At 61.3% G+C, this 13,825-nt stretch carries 12 protein-coding genes and 1 other RNA gene; 7 read left to right on the top strand and 6 right to left on the bottom strand.

The window, feature by feature from the left end; translation table 11 throughout:
- Positions 1 to 34: 34 nt before the first annotated feature.
- The 5 genes from rpoH to GJ699_RS16735 all read right to left on the bottom strand — a co-directional run bounded on the left by rpoH (position 35) and on the right by GJ699_RS16735 (position 4,817).
- Positions 35 to 922 carry an RNA polymerase sigma factor RpoH gene (rpoH, locus tag GJ699_RS16755; protein ID WP_371867581.1) on the bottom strand — a complete coding sequence of 296 codons (888 nt, stop codon included), beginning with the start codon at positions 920 to 922 and terminating at the stop codon, positions 35 to 37.
- A gap of 242 nt (positions 923 to 1,164) precedes the next feature.
- Positions 1,165 to 2,085, bottom strand: a complete 921-nt coding sequence (gene ftsX, locus GJ699_RS16750) for a permease-like cell division protein FtsX (protein ID WP_154378247.1) — start codon at positions 2,083 to 2,085, stop codon at positions 1,165 to 1,167.
- Positions 2,082 to 2,738: a cell division ATP-binding protein FtsE gene (locus GJ699_RS16745; RefSeq protein ID WP_154378246.1), complete on the bottom strand. Its 657-nt coding sequence runs from the start codon at positions 2,736 to 2,738 to the stop codon at positions 2,082 to 2,084. Before GJ699_RS16745 ends, ftsX begins: the two co-directional genes overlap by 4 nt.
- 10 nt (positions 2,739 to 2,748) lie before the next feature.
- A complete protein-coding gene (gene ftsY / locus GJ699_RS16740; RefSeq protein ID WP_154378243.1) occupies positions 2,749 to 3,786 on the bottom strand; it encodes a signal recognition particle-docking protein FtsY in 1,038 nt (345 codons plus the stop codon).
- An 83-nt stretch (positions 3,787 to 3,869) separates the two neighbouring features.
- Positions 3,870 to 4,817 (bottom strand): MerR family transcriptional regulator, encoded by a 948-nt coding sequence (locus GJ699_RS16735; RefSeq protein WP_154378241.1) that lies wholly within the window; start codon positions 4,815 to 4,817, stop codon positions 3,870 to 3,872.
- A gap of 1,071 nt (positions 4,818 to 5,888) precedes the next feature.
- On the opposite strand from GJ699_RS16735, the gene GJ699_RS16730 reads away from it, so the two are divergent.
- Together GJ699_RS16730 and GJ699_RS16725 are read left to right on the top strand one after the other, a co-directional pair.
- Positions 5,889 to 6,977 (top strand): porin, encoded by a 1,089-nt coding sequence (locus tag GJ699_RS16730; protein WP_154378239.1) that lies wholly within the window; start codon positions 5,889 to 5,891, stop codon positions 6,975 to 6,977.
- A gap of 69 nt (positions 6,978 to 7,046) precedes the next feature.
- Positions 7,047 to 7,592 carry a hypothetical protein gene (locus GJ699_RS16725; RefSeq protein ID WP_229262131.1) on the top strand — a complete coding sequence of 182 codons (546 nt, stop codon included), beginning with the start codon at positions 7,047 to 7,049 and terminating at the stop codon, positions 7,590 to 7,592.
- A gap of 31 nt (positions 7,593 to 7,623) precedes the next feature.
- Here the strand turns inward: GJ699_RS16725 and GJ699_RS16720 are convergent, their stop codons facing one another.
- Positions 7,624 to 9,321, bottom strand: coding sequence for a thiamine pyrophosphate-binding protein (locus GJ699_RS16720; RefSeq protein WP_154378236.1), 1,698 nt, complete (start codon positions 9,319 to 9,321; stop codon positions 7,624 to 7,626).
- 118 nt (positions 9,322 to 9,439) lie between these two features.
- Here GJ699_RS16720 and rnpB point away from each other — a divergent pair.
- From rnpB to GJ699_RS16695, 5 genes are all read left to right on the top strand, one after another.
- Positions 9,440 to 9,796: RNase P RNA component class A (rnpB, locus tag GJ699_RS16715), an RNA gene on the top strand.
- Between the two features lie 60 nt (positions 9,797 to 9,856).
- On the top strand, positions 9,857 to 11,356 hold the full coding sequence (glpK, locus tag GJ699_RS16710; protein ID WP_154378233.1) for a glycerol kinase GlpK: 1,500 nt from the start codon (positions 9,857 to 9,859) through the stop codon (positions 11,354 to 11,356).
- A 79-nt stretch (positions 11,357 to 11,435) separates the two neighbouring features.
- Positions 11,436 to 11,717 carry a type II toxin-antitoxin system Phd/YefM family antitoxin gene (locus tag GJ699_RS16705; RefSeq protein WP_154378231.1) on the top strand — a complete coding sequence of 94 codons (282 nt, stop codon included), beginning with the start codon at positions 11,436 to 11,438 and terminating at the stop codon, positions 11,715 to 11,717.
- On the top strand, positions 11,714 to 12,085 hold the full coding sequence (locus tag GJ699_RS16700; RefSeq protein WP_371867580.1) for a type II toxin-antitoxin system RelE/ParE family toxin: 372 nt from the start codon (positions 11,714 to 11,716) through the stop codon (positions 12,083 to 12,085). The genes GJ699_RS16705 and GJ699_RS16700 overlap by 4 nt, the downstream gene beginning before the upstream one ends.
- A gap of 30 nt (positions 12,086 to 12,115) precedes the next feature.
- Positions 12,116 to 13,348: a DUF2252 domain-containing protein gene (locus tag GJ699_RS16695; protein ID WP_154378229.1), complete on the top strand. Its 1,233-nt coding sequence runs from the start codon at positions 12,116 to 12,118 to the stop codon at positions 13,346 to 13,348.
- Positions 13,349 to 13,825: the final 477 nt, after the last annotated feature.

The following is a 13,825-nucleotide window of genomic DNA, read 5'->3' as shown; positions in this document are numbered from 1 at the left end:
AACGCCGGCGGCACTCGGGGGATGGTTGGCGGACTTAGATGTAGGCGGCCAGGGCGCTTTTCATTTTTTTCAGCGCGGCGGCTTCGATCTGGCGGATGCGCTCGGCCGAGACGCCGAATTCGTCGGCCAGCGTGTGCAACGTGGCGCCCGAACCGTCATCGTTGGCCAGCCAGCGCGCTTCGATGATGCGGCGTGAACGCGGGTCCAGCTTGCTCAGCGCTTCTTCCAGGCCTTCCGATTGCAGACGGGTTACCTGTTCGGCTTCCAGTACGCGGGTCGGTTCCGACGCTTCCGACGACAGGTAGGCGATCGGTGCGAATTTGTCATCTTCGTCGTCGGTCGGCGATTCCAGCGCGATGTCGCGGCCGCTCAGGCGGGTTTCCATTTCGATCACTTCTTCGCGCTTGACGTCCAGCGTCTTGGCCAATTGGTCGATCTGGGCCGGCGTCATCGCGTCCAGACCTTGCTTGTGGCTGCGCAGGTTGAAGAACAGTTTGCGCTGGGCCTTGGTGGTGGCCACTTTGACCAGGCGCCAGTTCTTCAAGATGTATTCGTGCATCTCGGCCTTGATCCAGTGCATGGCGTACGACACCAGGCGCACGCCCTGATCCGGGTCGAAACGCTTGACGGCTTTCATCAGGCCGATATTGCCTTCCTGGATCAGGTCGCCGTGCGGCAGGCCGTAGCCCAGATAGCCGCGCGCGATCGAGACCACCAGGCGCAGGTGGGACATCACCAGCCGCTCGGCGGCGCCGAGGTCGTTCTGGTCTTTCAGGCGCTTGCCCAGCGAAATTTCTTCTTCATGCGTCAGCATCGGCAGGCGATTAACGGCCGAAATATAGGCGTCCAGGTTACCCAGGTTGCCACTAAACCCGAGTCCCAGAGTACTGTTGCTTGCAGGTACCACGGACATCATAGTCATTTTCGTTTCCTTCGCTTGAGTTGCTGGTGAGCACTTTTGTGCTCTTTCGAACATATATTAGCACTCTCTGTCGTTGAGTGCCAATCATCCGAAATAAATGGGCCTGATAGCAAAAATACTATGAGGTCTTCCGATGTGTTTAGGATGCGCGATGGATCTTAGAGATGCCTTAACGATAGAAAGCATCGTAGGCCGGGGGAAGGGCGCATTCCGTGCGCGGACGCACGGAATGGCTCAGGCGCTTAGTTCAGGCGCGCGGTATGGCGCTTGACCGACAGCCGGGCGCCGATCAGGCCCAGTGTGGCCGACAGCGCCAGCAGGCCGGCCATGGCCAGCGGCGGCAGCGCGGTCAGCTGGAATTCGGAGGCGTACAGTCTTGCGAATTCGGCAATTGCGGTGTTCAGTGGCTTCAGCGTCAGCGTTACCGCGCCCAGCGCCGTTGCGCCGGCGCACAGGCCGAGCAGGGCGCCAGTGTAGTAGAACGGGCGGTGGATGAAGCTGTCGGTGGCGCCGATCAACTTGGAGACCAGGATTTCTTCACGCTGGGTCAGCACCTGCAACCGGATGGTATTAAAAATCACCGCCACCACCACCGTGCCCAGCGTGGCCGCCAGCAGCAGCAGCGCCAGCCGCATGATATTCAGCAGCGCCGCCAGCCGCTTGACCCAGGCGGAGTCGACCTGCACGGTGTCGACGCCGGGCAGGGTGCGGATCTGCTCGGCCAGCTGGTCGACGTCGCCGCCGGCCTGGGCGTTGCGGAAGGCGTCCAGCTTCAGTACATAGCTGTCCGGCAGCGGGTTGTCGCCCAGCGTGGCCAGCACGTCGGCCAGGCCGTTTTTGTCCTTCAGGTTGTCCAGCGCTTTTTCGCGCGGGGTGAAGATGATCTTGGCTTGCTTGTCCTTGACCGTTTGGCGCAGTTGCGTCGCCAGCGCTTCGGCCTGGTCGCGTGGCGTGTCCTGCTTGAGGAAGATGCTGATTTCCGGATCGACCGACAGCGACTCCGACATCGGCCGCACATTGTCCAGCAAGGTCACGCCCATGAAGGGCAGGGCCAGCGCGATCGCCACTACTAATATATTGAACAGGAAACCGCCCGGCGAGCGGCGCAGGTGCACCAGCGCGGCAGCCAGCGCGTAACGGTGTTGACGGAACCAGTAGGTCATGCCGCCACCTCCAGTTGGCCCTGGTTGAGATGGATCACGCGCGCGGCGGCATCCAGCATCACTTCGTCGTGGCTGGAAATCAAGCAGGTGACGCCGACTGAATTGAATGCCTTCAGCGCTTCCAGCACTTTGTTGGCGCTGGCGCGGTCGAGGTTGGCGGTTGGTTCGTCGGCCAGAATCACTTGCGGCCGGTTGACGATGGCGCGCGCGATCGAGACCCGCTGCTGCTCGCCGCCGGACAGGGCCAGCGGCTGGGCGCTGGCGCGGTCGCCGAGGCCGACTTTATCCAGCGCGGCGCGGGCCCGCTGCTCGGCCTGGCCATGGGAGGCCCCGGTCACCAGCAGCGGCAGCATGACGTTGGCCAGCACGCTGCGGTCGGTCAGCAGGCGCTGCTGCTGGAAGATCAGGCCCAGGTTGCGGCGCAAAAACGGCACCGCCACCGGCTTGATGCGGGAAATATCCTGGCCGTTGACGATCACTTGCCCGGAGCTGGGGCGCTCCATGGCGGCGATCATTTTCATCAGGGTGGATTTGCCGGCGCCGGAGGGGCCGGCCAAGAAGACCAGTTCGCCTTTATTGACTGTCAATGAAACGTCGCGCAGCGCCGTCACATCGGAAGAGTATTGTTTGGAGACGTTCCGGAATTCGATCATAGAGGTCTGATTATCCAAGCAGTGCTTCTACAAATTCGGCCGCGACAAACGGCTGCAAGTCTTCAATCTTTTCGCCCACGCCGATGAAATACACCGGCACCGGCCGCACCCGCGCGATCGCGGCCAGGATGCCGCCCTTGGCGGTGCCGTCCAGCTTGGTGATGACCAGGCCGCTCAGCTTGAGGGCGTCGTCGAAGGCCTTGACCTGCGCCAGCGCATTTTGCCCGGTATTGCCGTCGATCACCAGCAGAGTTTCGTGCGGTGCGCCTTCCATGCCCTTGCCGATCACGCGCTGGATTTTTTTCAGCTCTTCCATCAGGTGCAGCTGGGTCGGCAGGCGGCCGGCGGTGTCGACCATGACGACGTCGACGCCTTTGGCTTTGCCGGACTGCACGGCGTCAAACGATACCGCCGCCGGGTCGCCCGACGCTTGCGAGATCACGGTGATGTTGTTGCGCTGGCCCCAGACCATCAGCTGCTCGCGGGCGGCGGCGCGGAAGGTGTCGCCGGCGGCCAGCAGCACCGACTGGCCGTGGGTCTGCATGTGCTTGGCCAGCTTGCCGATGGTGGTGGTCTTGCCGGCGCCGTTGACGCCGGAAATCATCATCACGGTCGGGGTGTGGCGGCCCAGTTCGAACGGGCGTTGCAGCGGAGTCAGCAGTTCGACCAGCAGTTGCTTCAGCGCGGCCTTGACGGCGGCGGCGTCCAGCAGCTTGTCTTCCTTGACCTTGCGTTTCAGTTCGGCCAACAGGTATTCGGTGGCGTCGACGCCGGCGTCGGACATCAGCAGCGCCGCTTCCAGCTCGTCGTACAGATCGTCATCGATCTTGGCGCCGACGAACAGGATCGACAGATTATTCGAGGTTTTCGACAGGCCGGCCTTCAGGCGCGTCATCCACGATTGTTTTTTCTCGGCCGGTTCTTCGATCGGCAACAGGGCGGCGACATCGGTGGGGGCGGGCGCCGCTGTGGCGACGGGAGTGGGGGCGGCGACAGGCGCCGCAGGCGCTTCGGGAGCGACAGGTTTTTTCTTGAAAAAGCTGAACATGGATGTGTGATTGGGGTGCTGGCCAGCACGGGAATGTGACTATTTTACCAGAGCGGCCACACCGCCAGCGCTTGGCGAGCCGCTTAGCTGGCGATGGCGGCGGCGTGGCGGCGCCGCCATTCGGCAATCGCGGCGGCCAGGTCGGCCAGCTCGAACACCCGCACATAGGCTGGGCGGCGGCGTTTGAGGGCGGCGTTGGAACCGCCGGCCCACAGTTCGGCGCTGCCGGCCAGGCGGGCGTGCAGTTCGGCCAGGCCGTCCAGCGCCTGGCGCGGATTCATCGCCACCGAGAACGACAGCGCGATGATGTCGACCCGTTGCGCGCGCGCCGCTTCGACGATGTCCAGCAGCGGCGTTTGCACGCCCAGCGAAATGCATTGCGCGCCTTCGGCCACGCACATGGCTTCGGCCATCAGCAGGCCGAGGCCGTGACGCTCCTGCGGCAGCGTGGTCAGCAGGATGCGCGGCGCGCCGCTGCTGCTGGCGCTCGACTGCGGCATGGCAAAGATCGCGCTGCGCATCACCACCGTCAGCGACTCTGTATATAAGTGTTCTTCAAACGTGGCCAGCTGGCCGCTGGCCCAGGCTTCGCCGATCAGCGTGGTCAGCGGTGCCACCAGTTCGATCACAAAGCTTTTCAGGCCCATCATCAGCAGCGCCTGCGACAGCTTGCGGCGCATGGCTTCCATTTGATGGCTTTTGCACAAGTCGAGATAGGTTTGCAGCTCGGGGCCGGCCGTCAGGGGACCGTTGCCCGCGCCGCTGGCCTTGCCGGTCAATTCCTGCAGTTCCGCGGTGCTGTACTGGATCACCTTGCCGGGGCGGAAGCCGAGATCGATCAGGCGTTTAACCAGCCGTAACTTGTGCACCTGTTCCATTGGATAGATGCGCTCGCCGTTGGGATCGCGCAGCGGCTGCGGGAAATCGTAGCGCCGTTCCCAGACGCGCAAGGTTTCCTTGGCCACGCCGGTGTCGCGTTCGACGTCACTGATGGTGCTGGGCGCGGATTGTGGGGAAACGATATTAGTCATGACGCATCTTATGCGGCTGCCGGTCCGGCGGTCGCGTTGGTTGGCACAGGGCTTGGGTGCACACGCAGAGAGAAGGGCTGGCCGCCTCCCTTGCGATCTGCATTTTACATTTGTTTTTAGCCCGAAAGCACCGCGCCAACAGGGGCGCGTTGGACCGCTCTAACTTACTGGAAACTGCTTGTCCACGACACACAGTTGGCATCTGGAACTATTTCAATGAATATGGAGCTAGAGCCATAGTTGTCCATGACAAATATATTTTAGCCATACGAAAAATAATATGGCTGGGTGTGGAATTTTTGCCCACTTCGATATCAGTATTGTAACTATTGGTGAAAAGTGCGGTTTTTGCCGTCGGCAGCGCGCCACAGCTGGCCGAATGAATCAATTTCATGCACTAAATTAGTGCAGTCATTCAATAAAACGCACCGCTTTGTCTCCTCCATACAACAGGTAGCAATTTCTTACAAATCGGTAACGACATGCAACTTCTGTCGCGTTTTACAAAATTTACTACACAACTAAAGGTGTAATGCTAGGAGCAAAGTTGGTTTCGGGGCCATTTCGCTGATAAAAACCGGCTGAACAAACTGCGGGGTTGTTAGCTTATTACCATTCGGTAGGGGCAGTCGAAGCAGGGGTTCAGTATAAAATGGCGTCAGAAATAGCAATGTGGCTATTTTTACTTGGTCCGACGAAGAAGTGGTACAACCACCGTGTTCATCGTTTGGAAAGACTTGCCTGTTTCGCTTGATCGGCAGGAAATATTGCGATGCGGTAAAATGCGGGCGCCTTGTGGTCTGCAAGGTAACAGACTGTTCAGTATGAATGGTTTTACACTTGTTGAAGTTTCAAGGCATCAGTATAGTGCCGCGTCCGGCGCCTCAGAAGGGCGCTGCGACCAAGCCGGCGTAGGTTCATCGGCCGCATTTAAGTGAACGCATCCTCCGGGATGCATCGTGGCAGCTGGGGAGTTTGCCCTCACGCACAACCGGCTCTAGCCGACAGAAGCACCGAACACGCCGTACTACTGGCTTATTTTTACAGCAACACAACTGAAGGAAACACGTAATGAAAAAATCCCTTATCGCTATCGCCGTGCTGGCTGCTACCAGCTCCGCAGCATTTGCTCAATCGAACGTCACCATCTACGGTATCCTGGACGCAGGCATCACCTCGGAACGCGGCGGCTCCACGGGTAACGTCACCAAAGTGACCAGCGGCGCGGCTTCGGCTTCCCGTATCGGCTTCAAAGGCACCGAAGATCTGGGTGGCGGTCTGAGCGCGATCTTCAAACTGGAAACCGGCGTTAAAGTTGATGACGGCACCCTGGACAACACCACCAGCACCCTGTTCAACCGTGAAGCCTATGTTGGCCTGTCGTCGAAAACCGCCGGCACCCTGACCCTGGGCCGTCAGTACACCCCGTACTACGAAACCCTGCGCGACGTTGGCGATCCATTCGCAATGGGCTACGCTGGTACCGCTAAAAACCTGTTCCCAGTTGCTGCGTACATGACCCGCAACTCGAACGCAGTTGTGTACAAAACCCCTAACCTGGAAGGCTTCACCGGCGCTGTTTCGTACAGCCTGGGTGAAACCGCTGGCGACGCTTCGGCTGCTCGTCAAGTGGGCGGCTCGCTGGGCTACAGCAACGGTCCTCTGAACGTTGCCGCTGCTTACAACATGAAAAACAACGACACCGCGACCGTGAAAACCACCGGTGTTGGCCACAACTCGCTGATCGCCGCCAACTACGACTTCCAGGTTGTGAAGCTGTACGGCGCGTTCTCGAGCGACAAAGGTCTGGGCAGCGCCCCGATCAACGGCACCTCGACCGCCACCGCGACCACCAGCTTCTACGGCTACACCTTCGCTCCTTCGCAGAACAGCAGCGACGCTCTGATCGGTCTGACCGCGCCAGCAGGCAACGGCACCGTGATGGCTTCGTACATCCGCAAGAACGACAAAGAAGCTGCTAACCGTGACGCTGACCAATGGGCAATCGGCTACAACTACGCTCTGTCGAAGCGCACCAGCACCTACGTTGCTTACGCTAAGATCAAGAACAAAAACGGCGCCGGCTACACCGTTGGTAACAACACCGAAGCTGGTTCCGGTGACAAAGCCTTCAACTTGGGTCTGAAGCACTCGTTCTAATCTGATTATTCAGGTTTAGATCCAACAACGGCTGCCTGGTGCAGCCGTTGTTCATTTCTGAAAGCGGTAATGATGAAGATGACACGACATGCCTTGCTGGCCGGTGCCATCCTGCTGGCGTCCTGCGCGGTGCTGGCGGCGCCCAAGTCCAAGTCCAAGCCGGGCGGCGCGCTGCCGCGTTATGGCATGCTGGTGTATTCCGATCTGTGCATCCACCCGGACAGCGGCGAGTTTGGCGGCCAGCGCATCACGCTGCAGCGCTTTGCCGAAGTCGATACGGTGTTATATGAATACACGGCCGGCGGCTTGAGCTGGCCGGCAGTGGCCAGCGACGTGACCATCGATCCGCGCGGCCAGCAGTTTTATTTCACGGTGGCGCCGCCCGACGAGGATGAGCGCACCATCAATGCCCGCGTGGTGGATAACGGCAAGGCTATCGTGCTCGATGGCGGCTACTGCGGCGACGAGTCGGTGCCGATGCGGCTGCCGCTGGTGACCGACTACGGCCGCAAGGCCGGCGCTTGCCGCGCTTGTCCGGCGCCGAAAATCAAGCAGGAAAAAGAAGAACAGAAACCGCTGCTGGACAGCGGCTCGACCACCACCGCCGGCCTCTAGGCCGAGGCCGGCGCGTTCAGGCGGCCCCGCGTCAGCGGCGCGCCGCTTCGGCGTTTTTGCGGATGGTGTCCAGCGTGGCGCCCGGCGTAATCAGATTACCGTCGTAGCGCAGCTCGATCACCGCCGGCAGGCTCTGTGCGCTGGTGTAGGCCAGCGCGCGCTCCAGCGCCGGCGCGAATTCCGCAGTGGTGGTCACCACCTCGCCCTGGCCGCCGAAGGCCACGGCCAGCGCCGCGAAGTCCGGATTGTGCAGCGTGGTACCGGACACCCGGCCTGGATACTCGCGCTCCTGGTGCATGCGGATGGTGCCGAACATGGCGTTGTTGAACACGATGATGATGACGCCGGCCTTGTACTGCACGGCGGTGGCCAGCTCCTGGCCGTTCATCAGATACTCGCCGTCGCCGGCAAAGGTAATCACGGTGCGCGCCGGATCGATGATCTTGGCCGCCACGCCAGCCGGCACGCTGTAGCCCATGGCGCCGCTGGTCGGCGCCAGTTGCGTGCACTTGCCGCCGTAGCGATGGAAGCGGTGCGCCCAGGTGGCGTAGTTGCCGGCGCCGTTGGTGATGATGACGTCGTGCGGCGCCAGCTGCTCGATCTGCTGCACCACCTGCCACAGGTCCAGCGGCGCGCTGCCGTCCTTGAAGATGGCCGGCTGCTGCTGCCACGCCGCATAATCGGCGCGCGCTTCCGCCACGCTGCCGGCCCAGGCCGAGGCGTCGACCGGCTGCATCGCCGCCAGCATCGCCGCCACTTGCGGCATGCCGCTATTAATCATCAACTCGGCCTGATAGACGCTGCCCAGTTCCTCGGCATCGGCGTGGACGTGGATCAGGCGCTGCGCCGGCACCGGCGATTGCAGCAGCGAGTAGCCGCTGGTGGTCATCTCGCCCAGGCGCGGGCCGATGGCCAGAATCACATCGGCCTCGCGCACGCGCGCCGCCAGTTTGGGATTGATGCCGATGCCGACGTCGCCCGCATAATGCGGATGCCCGTTGTCCAGCAAATCCTGGAAGCGGAAGGCGCAGGTCACCGGCAGTTGATTGGCTTCGGCAAAGCGCTGCAGGTCGGCGCAGGCTTGCGGGTTCCAGCCGCCGCCGCCCAGCAATACCAGCGGTTTCTTCGCGCCGGCCAGCATGGTGCGCAGCGTGTCGATCTGTGCCGCCGATGGCGAGGCTTGCACCGCCTGGTAGCTGCGAGTATCGGCCACGGTGGTGCGCGTGGTCAGCATATCCTCCGGCAGCGCCAGCACCACCGGGCCGGGACGGCCGCTGGTGGCGACCTGGAACGCACGCGCGATGTATTCCGGGATGCGGTCGGCGCGGTCGATCTGCGTCACCCACTTGGCCATCTGGCCGTACATGCGGCGGTAGTCGACTTCCTGGAACGCTTCGCGGTCGATAAAGTCGCTGCCGACCTGGCCGATGAACAGAATCATCGGCGTCGAGTCCTGGTAGGCCGTGTGCACGCCGATCGAGGCATTGGTGGCGCCAGGCCCACGGGTGACGAAGCAGATGCCCGGCTTGCCGGTCATCTTGCCGTAGGCATCGGCCATGAAGGCGGCGCCGCCCTCCTGGCGGTTGATGATGAAGCGGATATCGGAATCGTGCAGCGCGTCGAGCACGTCCAGATAGCTTTCGCCGGGGACGCCGAAAGCGGTGTCCACGCCGTGGATCTTCAGGGCATCGACCAGAATCTGGCCGCCGGTGCGGGAGGGTTGCGTCATTGTTGTGAGCCTCGTGGGTGAATTATCGGAGCATTCTACGGCTGGGCGGGCGGGGCGGCTTTTCGAATGGCGACACCAAATTTCAGATTTGCAGACCCGGGCTGGTACAATAGCGGCTGATGCAAGCCAGACAGCCGCTGGCCAGTGCGTAATGCCTGGCGGGAGGAAGGTCCGGACTCCATAGAGCGGGGTGACGGTTAACGGCCGTCCGTCGAAAGGCCCCTCCAGCGTACTTGTACGCTGGAGTAGGCTATAAGGCGAGGAATAGGGCCACAGAGACGAGCGTATTAAGTTACGGTGAAACGCGGTAACCTCCACCTGGAGCAATTCCAAATAGGCACGCGATGATGTTGCTCGCGGAGCGTGCGGGTAGGAAGCTTGAGCGCTGGAGTAATCCAGCGCCTAGAGGAATGGCTGTCATAGCGCAGGTTCGCCTGTGCCGTAACAAAATCCGGCCTATCGGCTTGCTTCAACTAATTACATATTCGCGGCGGACGCGGAACCAGGCGCACGCCGCGCTGGGGACTGACTGCCGATGAAAAAATACATCCTGGCCCTGGATCAGGGCACCACAAGTTCGCGCGCCATTCTGTTCGACCATCAAGGTCAGATCTGCGGCTGCGCGGCACAGGAATTCCCTCAGCATTTTCCGCATCCCGGCTGGGTCGAACACGACCCGATGGACATCTGGCACAGTCAGCTGGCGGTGGCGCGCAAGGTGCTGGCCGACCAGCATGTCGACCCCCACCAGGTGCTGGCGATCGGCGTCACCAATCAGCGCGAAACCACCGTGGTGTGGGACCGCAAGACTGGCGAACCGCTGGCGCCGGCCATCGTCTGGCAAGACCGCCGCACCGCCGATATCTGCGACAGCCTGCGCGCCGATGGCAAGGCGAAAAAAATCAGCGACATCTCCGGCCTGGAGCTGGACGCCTACTTTTCCGCCACCAAACTCAAATGGCTGCTGGACCATGTGCCCGGCGTGCGCGCCAAGGCCGAGCAGGGCGAACTGGCGTTCGGCACTGTCGACAGCTGGCTGGTGTACAAGCTGACCGGCCAGCATGTGACCGACGTCAGCAACGCCGCCCGCACCATGCTGTTCAACATCCACCTGATGCGCTGGGATTACGATTTGCTGCACCTGTTCGGCATCCCCGAATCGGTGCTGCCGCAGATCGTTTCGTCCAGCGAGGAAGTGGGCAACACCCATCACAGCCTGTTCGGCGCCGCGATACCGGTGGCCGGCATCGCCGGCGACCAGCAGGCCGCCACCTTCGGTCAGATGTGCCATCAGCCGGGCATGGTGAAGAACACCTACGGCACCGGCTGCTTCATGCTGATGCATCTGGGGCGGCATCCAGTGGCCTCGCACAATCGCCTGCTGACCACGGTGGGCTGGCGGGTTGACGGCGAGACCGACTATCTGCTGGAGGGCAGCGTGTTCATGGGCGGCGCCACGGTGCAGTGGTTGCGCGACGGGCTGGGCATCATTAAGTCTTCAGCCGAAGTGGAAGCGCTGGCCGCCAGCGTGCCGGACAGCGATGGCGTGTTCATGGTGCCGGCCTTTGTCGGGCTGGGGGCGCCGCACTGGGATGCCTACGCACGCGGCACCTTGTTTGGCCTGAGCCGGGGCAGCACCCGCGCCCACATCGCCCGCGCCGCGCTGGAAGCCATCGCCTATCAGAGCGCCGAGTTGCTGACAGCGATGCAGCGCGACGTTGAAGCGTCGCACCGCTCGCTGCCGCTGGTCGAAGTGCGCGCCGACGGCGGCGCTGCCCGCAACGACTTGCTGATGCAATTCCAGGCCGATCTGCTGGGCGTGCCGGTGGTGCGACCGAAAGTCACCGAAACCACGGCCCTCGGCGCCGCTTATCTGGCCGGGCTGGCGGTCGGCTTCTGGGAAACGCAGGAAGAAATCGCCGCCCAATGGCAGTGCGATCGCCGCTTCGAGCCGGCCATGAGTACGGACCGCCGCGCCGAATTGCTGGCCAAATGGTCACGCGCGGTCGAGCGCTCGCGCGGCTGGGAGAGCTGATCAGCGAGTTTGTGATATCGCAAGGCAACTGTTCGCTGAAGTTTATAATGTGTAGGATCAATTGGATTCTGAGGATGCTATGGCTATCACTGCTGCTGATATTGTGTCCCTGTCGCAGGCTGGAGAGAATCTGTCGGAGTTGGCCGACCAGGTAAAGGCTGGCGCGGAAAAAATCATCACCAAGAACGGCAAAAGCTATGTGGCGCTAATTGATGCTGCGCGGTTGGAGTACTACCATCAATTGGAGCGTGAGCGCACGCAGTTAGCATTGATCGACGAAGCGTCCAAAGGAATTGACGATGTAGCTGCAGGCCGCGTCAAGGATGCGCGAGCAGCCATCTCTGCATTGAAAAGACGGTGACTCCTCACGGAGCCAACGTTTATCTGAGCGCTAACTTTGAGCGCAATCTGTCGGCTATCGAACAATTTTTCCTGGATGCCGAGGCGCCGCAGGTATTTGATACCTTACTTGCTGGACTGCTCAACGATGTCATCCCTAATCTGGAACACTTCCCTGAGCTCGGCCTGCCCTTTCTTGACCGTGCAGACAGGTCGGCTGAAGTTTCTCGCGAACTGGCCGTCTTGCAAGCAAAACTCCCGCATAACACCGAGCTGCGGGAACTTCTGTGGGACGCCTATCTGATTCTATATTCTTCGGATGGGGCTATAGTTCATCTTTTGTCAATTAAGCACCACCGTCAGCTATCATTCGATGTTGAGCCGCCTTGACTTAGCTGGGAGGTATTTCAGGAAATGGCAATGGCAAACTTGCGCGAGCGCGATGTGGTGGGGCTGGTGGCGGCGTTCAATGCCGGCCGCGATCCGGAGCGGGTGACGATGAAGTATCGGCTGCTGGCCGATAATCCGTTCTCTTTCCTGCGCGGCAGCTGTCATTTGTTTTATCAGGACTTTCCGGCCGACGCGGAGTTCAACCAGGCGCCGCCGGCCTGGGTGTGTGGCGATCTGCATCTGGAAAACTTTGGCAGCTACAAGGGCGACAACCGCCTGGCCTATTTCGATCTCAACGATTTCGACGAAGCGGTGCTGGCGCCGGCCAGCTGGGAGCTGAGCCGTTTCCTGGTGAGCGTGCTGGTGGCAGCCGATACGCTGAAGGTCGGCCCGGAGCAGGCCATCGGCCTGTGCCACTGTTTCCTCGACGCCTATGCCGCCAATCTGATCGAAGGCAAGGCGCGCTGGGTGGAGCGCGCCACCGCCGATGGCATGGTGCGCGATCTGCTGCGCGACCTGCGCCTGCGTGAGCGTCCAGCCTTCCTCGACCGCCGTACCGACATCAAGAAGGGCAAGCGCCGGCTGCGGCTGGATGGCGTCAAGGCGTTGCCGGTCAGCCATGCCGAGCGCGACAAGGTCGTCCAGTTCATGACCGCCTATGCCGACACCCAGCCCACGCCGGCATTCTTCCGCGTGCTGGACGTGGCGCGCCGCATCGCCGGCACCGGCAGCCTGGGGCTGGAGCGCTATGCCGTGCTGGTGCGCGGACGCGGCGGGCTGGACGGCAATTTCCTGCTCGACCTGAAAATCGCCACCGGCTCGGCGCTGGCGCCTTATGTGCCGCTGGCACAGCCCCAATGGCACAACGAGGCCGAGCGGGTGGTGGCGGTGCAGCAGCGCATGCAGGCGATCGCGCCAGCCTTCCTGTCGGCGGTCAGCATCGGCTCGCAGTCCTACGTGCTGAAAGAGCTGCTGCCGCAGCAGGACCGGCTGTCGCTGAACCAGTGGGGCGGCAAGCTGCGCCGGCTGGAAAGCGTGATGCGCACCATGGGCGCCATCGTCGCCTGGTCACATCTGCGCTCGGGCGGCCGCCAGGGCTCGGCCACGGCCGACCAATGGATAGCATACGGCCGCCACGCCGCCCAATGGCGGGCCGGATTGCTGGATTACGCCCGCGCTTACCACGCCCAGGTGGTGGCCGACTGGCGCCAATACGCAGCCGACTATCGCGCCGCACTAAAGGGACGCGCGGCCTCGTTTTGACGGCGTATAATGGCGCCTGAAACGCCATTGTGCACCGCAAAATTTGTATAGACAAGTTGTGTCCAAGGCATTGCTGTGAAGTAAAAGTTGAAGATTGCTGTGGCTGTTTTGCGAAGGTTCTCCATTCCGCGTCAGGGCGCTCCTGATGCGACCTACTGGCTGGTCCCCCTCTCTGTTACCTGCATTTTCCTTCCCTGTTACCTTGTTGTCCATTTGATACTGCAATGTTGGCGGTTTGCAACTTTATGCATTTAGGTCAATTTATTTAAATCAGCATTTTTCGACCAAAACACATGGGTACAAGTGAGGTAGCACCTTCACAAACTTTGCTAAGTACTTAATTTATCGAATTATTTTGTTTTCAGCTGGCTTCAAGGAATCGCGCTAAGTCCTTAATTTCATTAATAAAATCGCTGTTTCGATTGGCTGAAAGCGCTTGACCACTATTCTTGCATCCTCTAAAGTGGGCATCTGTGT

Source organism: Duganella guangzhouensis, from assembly GCF_009674535.1.
Lineage (GTDB): Bacteria > Pseudomonadota > Gammaproteobacteria > Burkholderiales > Burkholderiaceae_D > Rugamonas > Rugamonas guangzhouensis.
The sequence above is the reverse complement of the archived record's forward strand: the minus strand, read 5'-3'. Positions and strand labels throughout refer to the sequence as shown.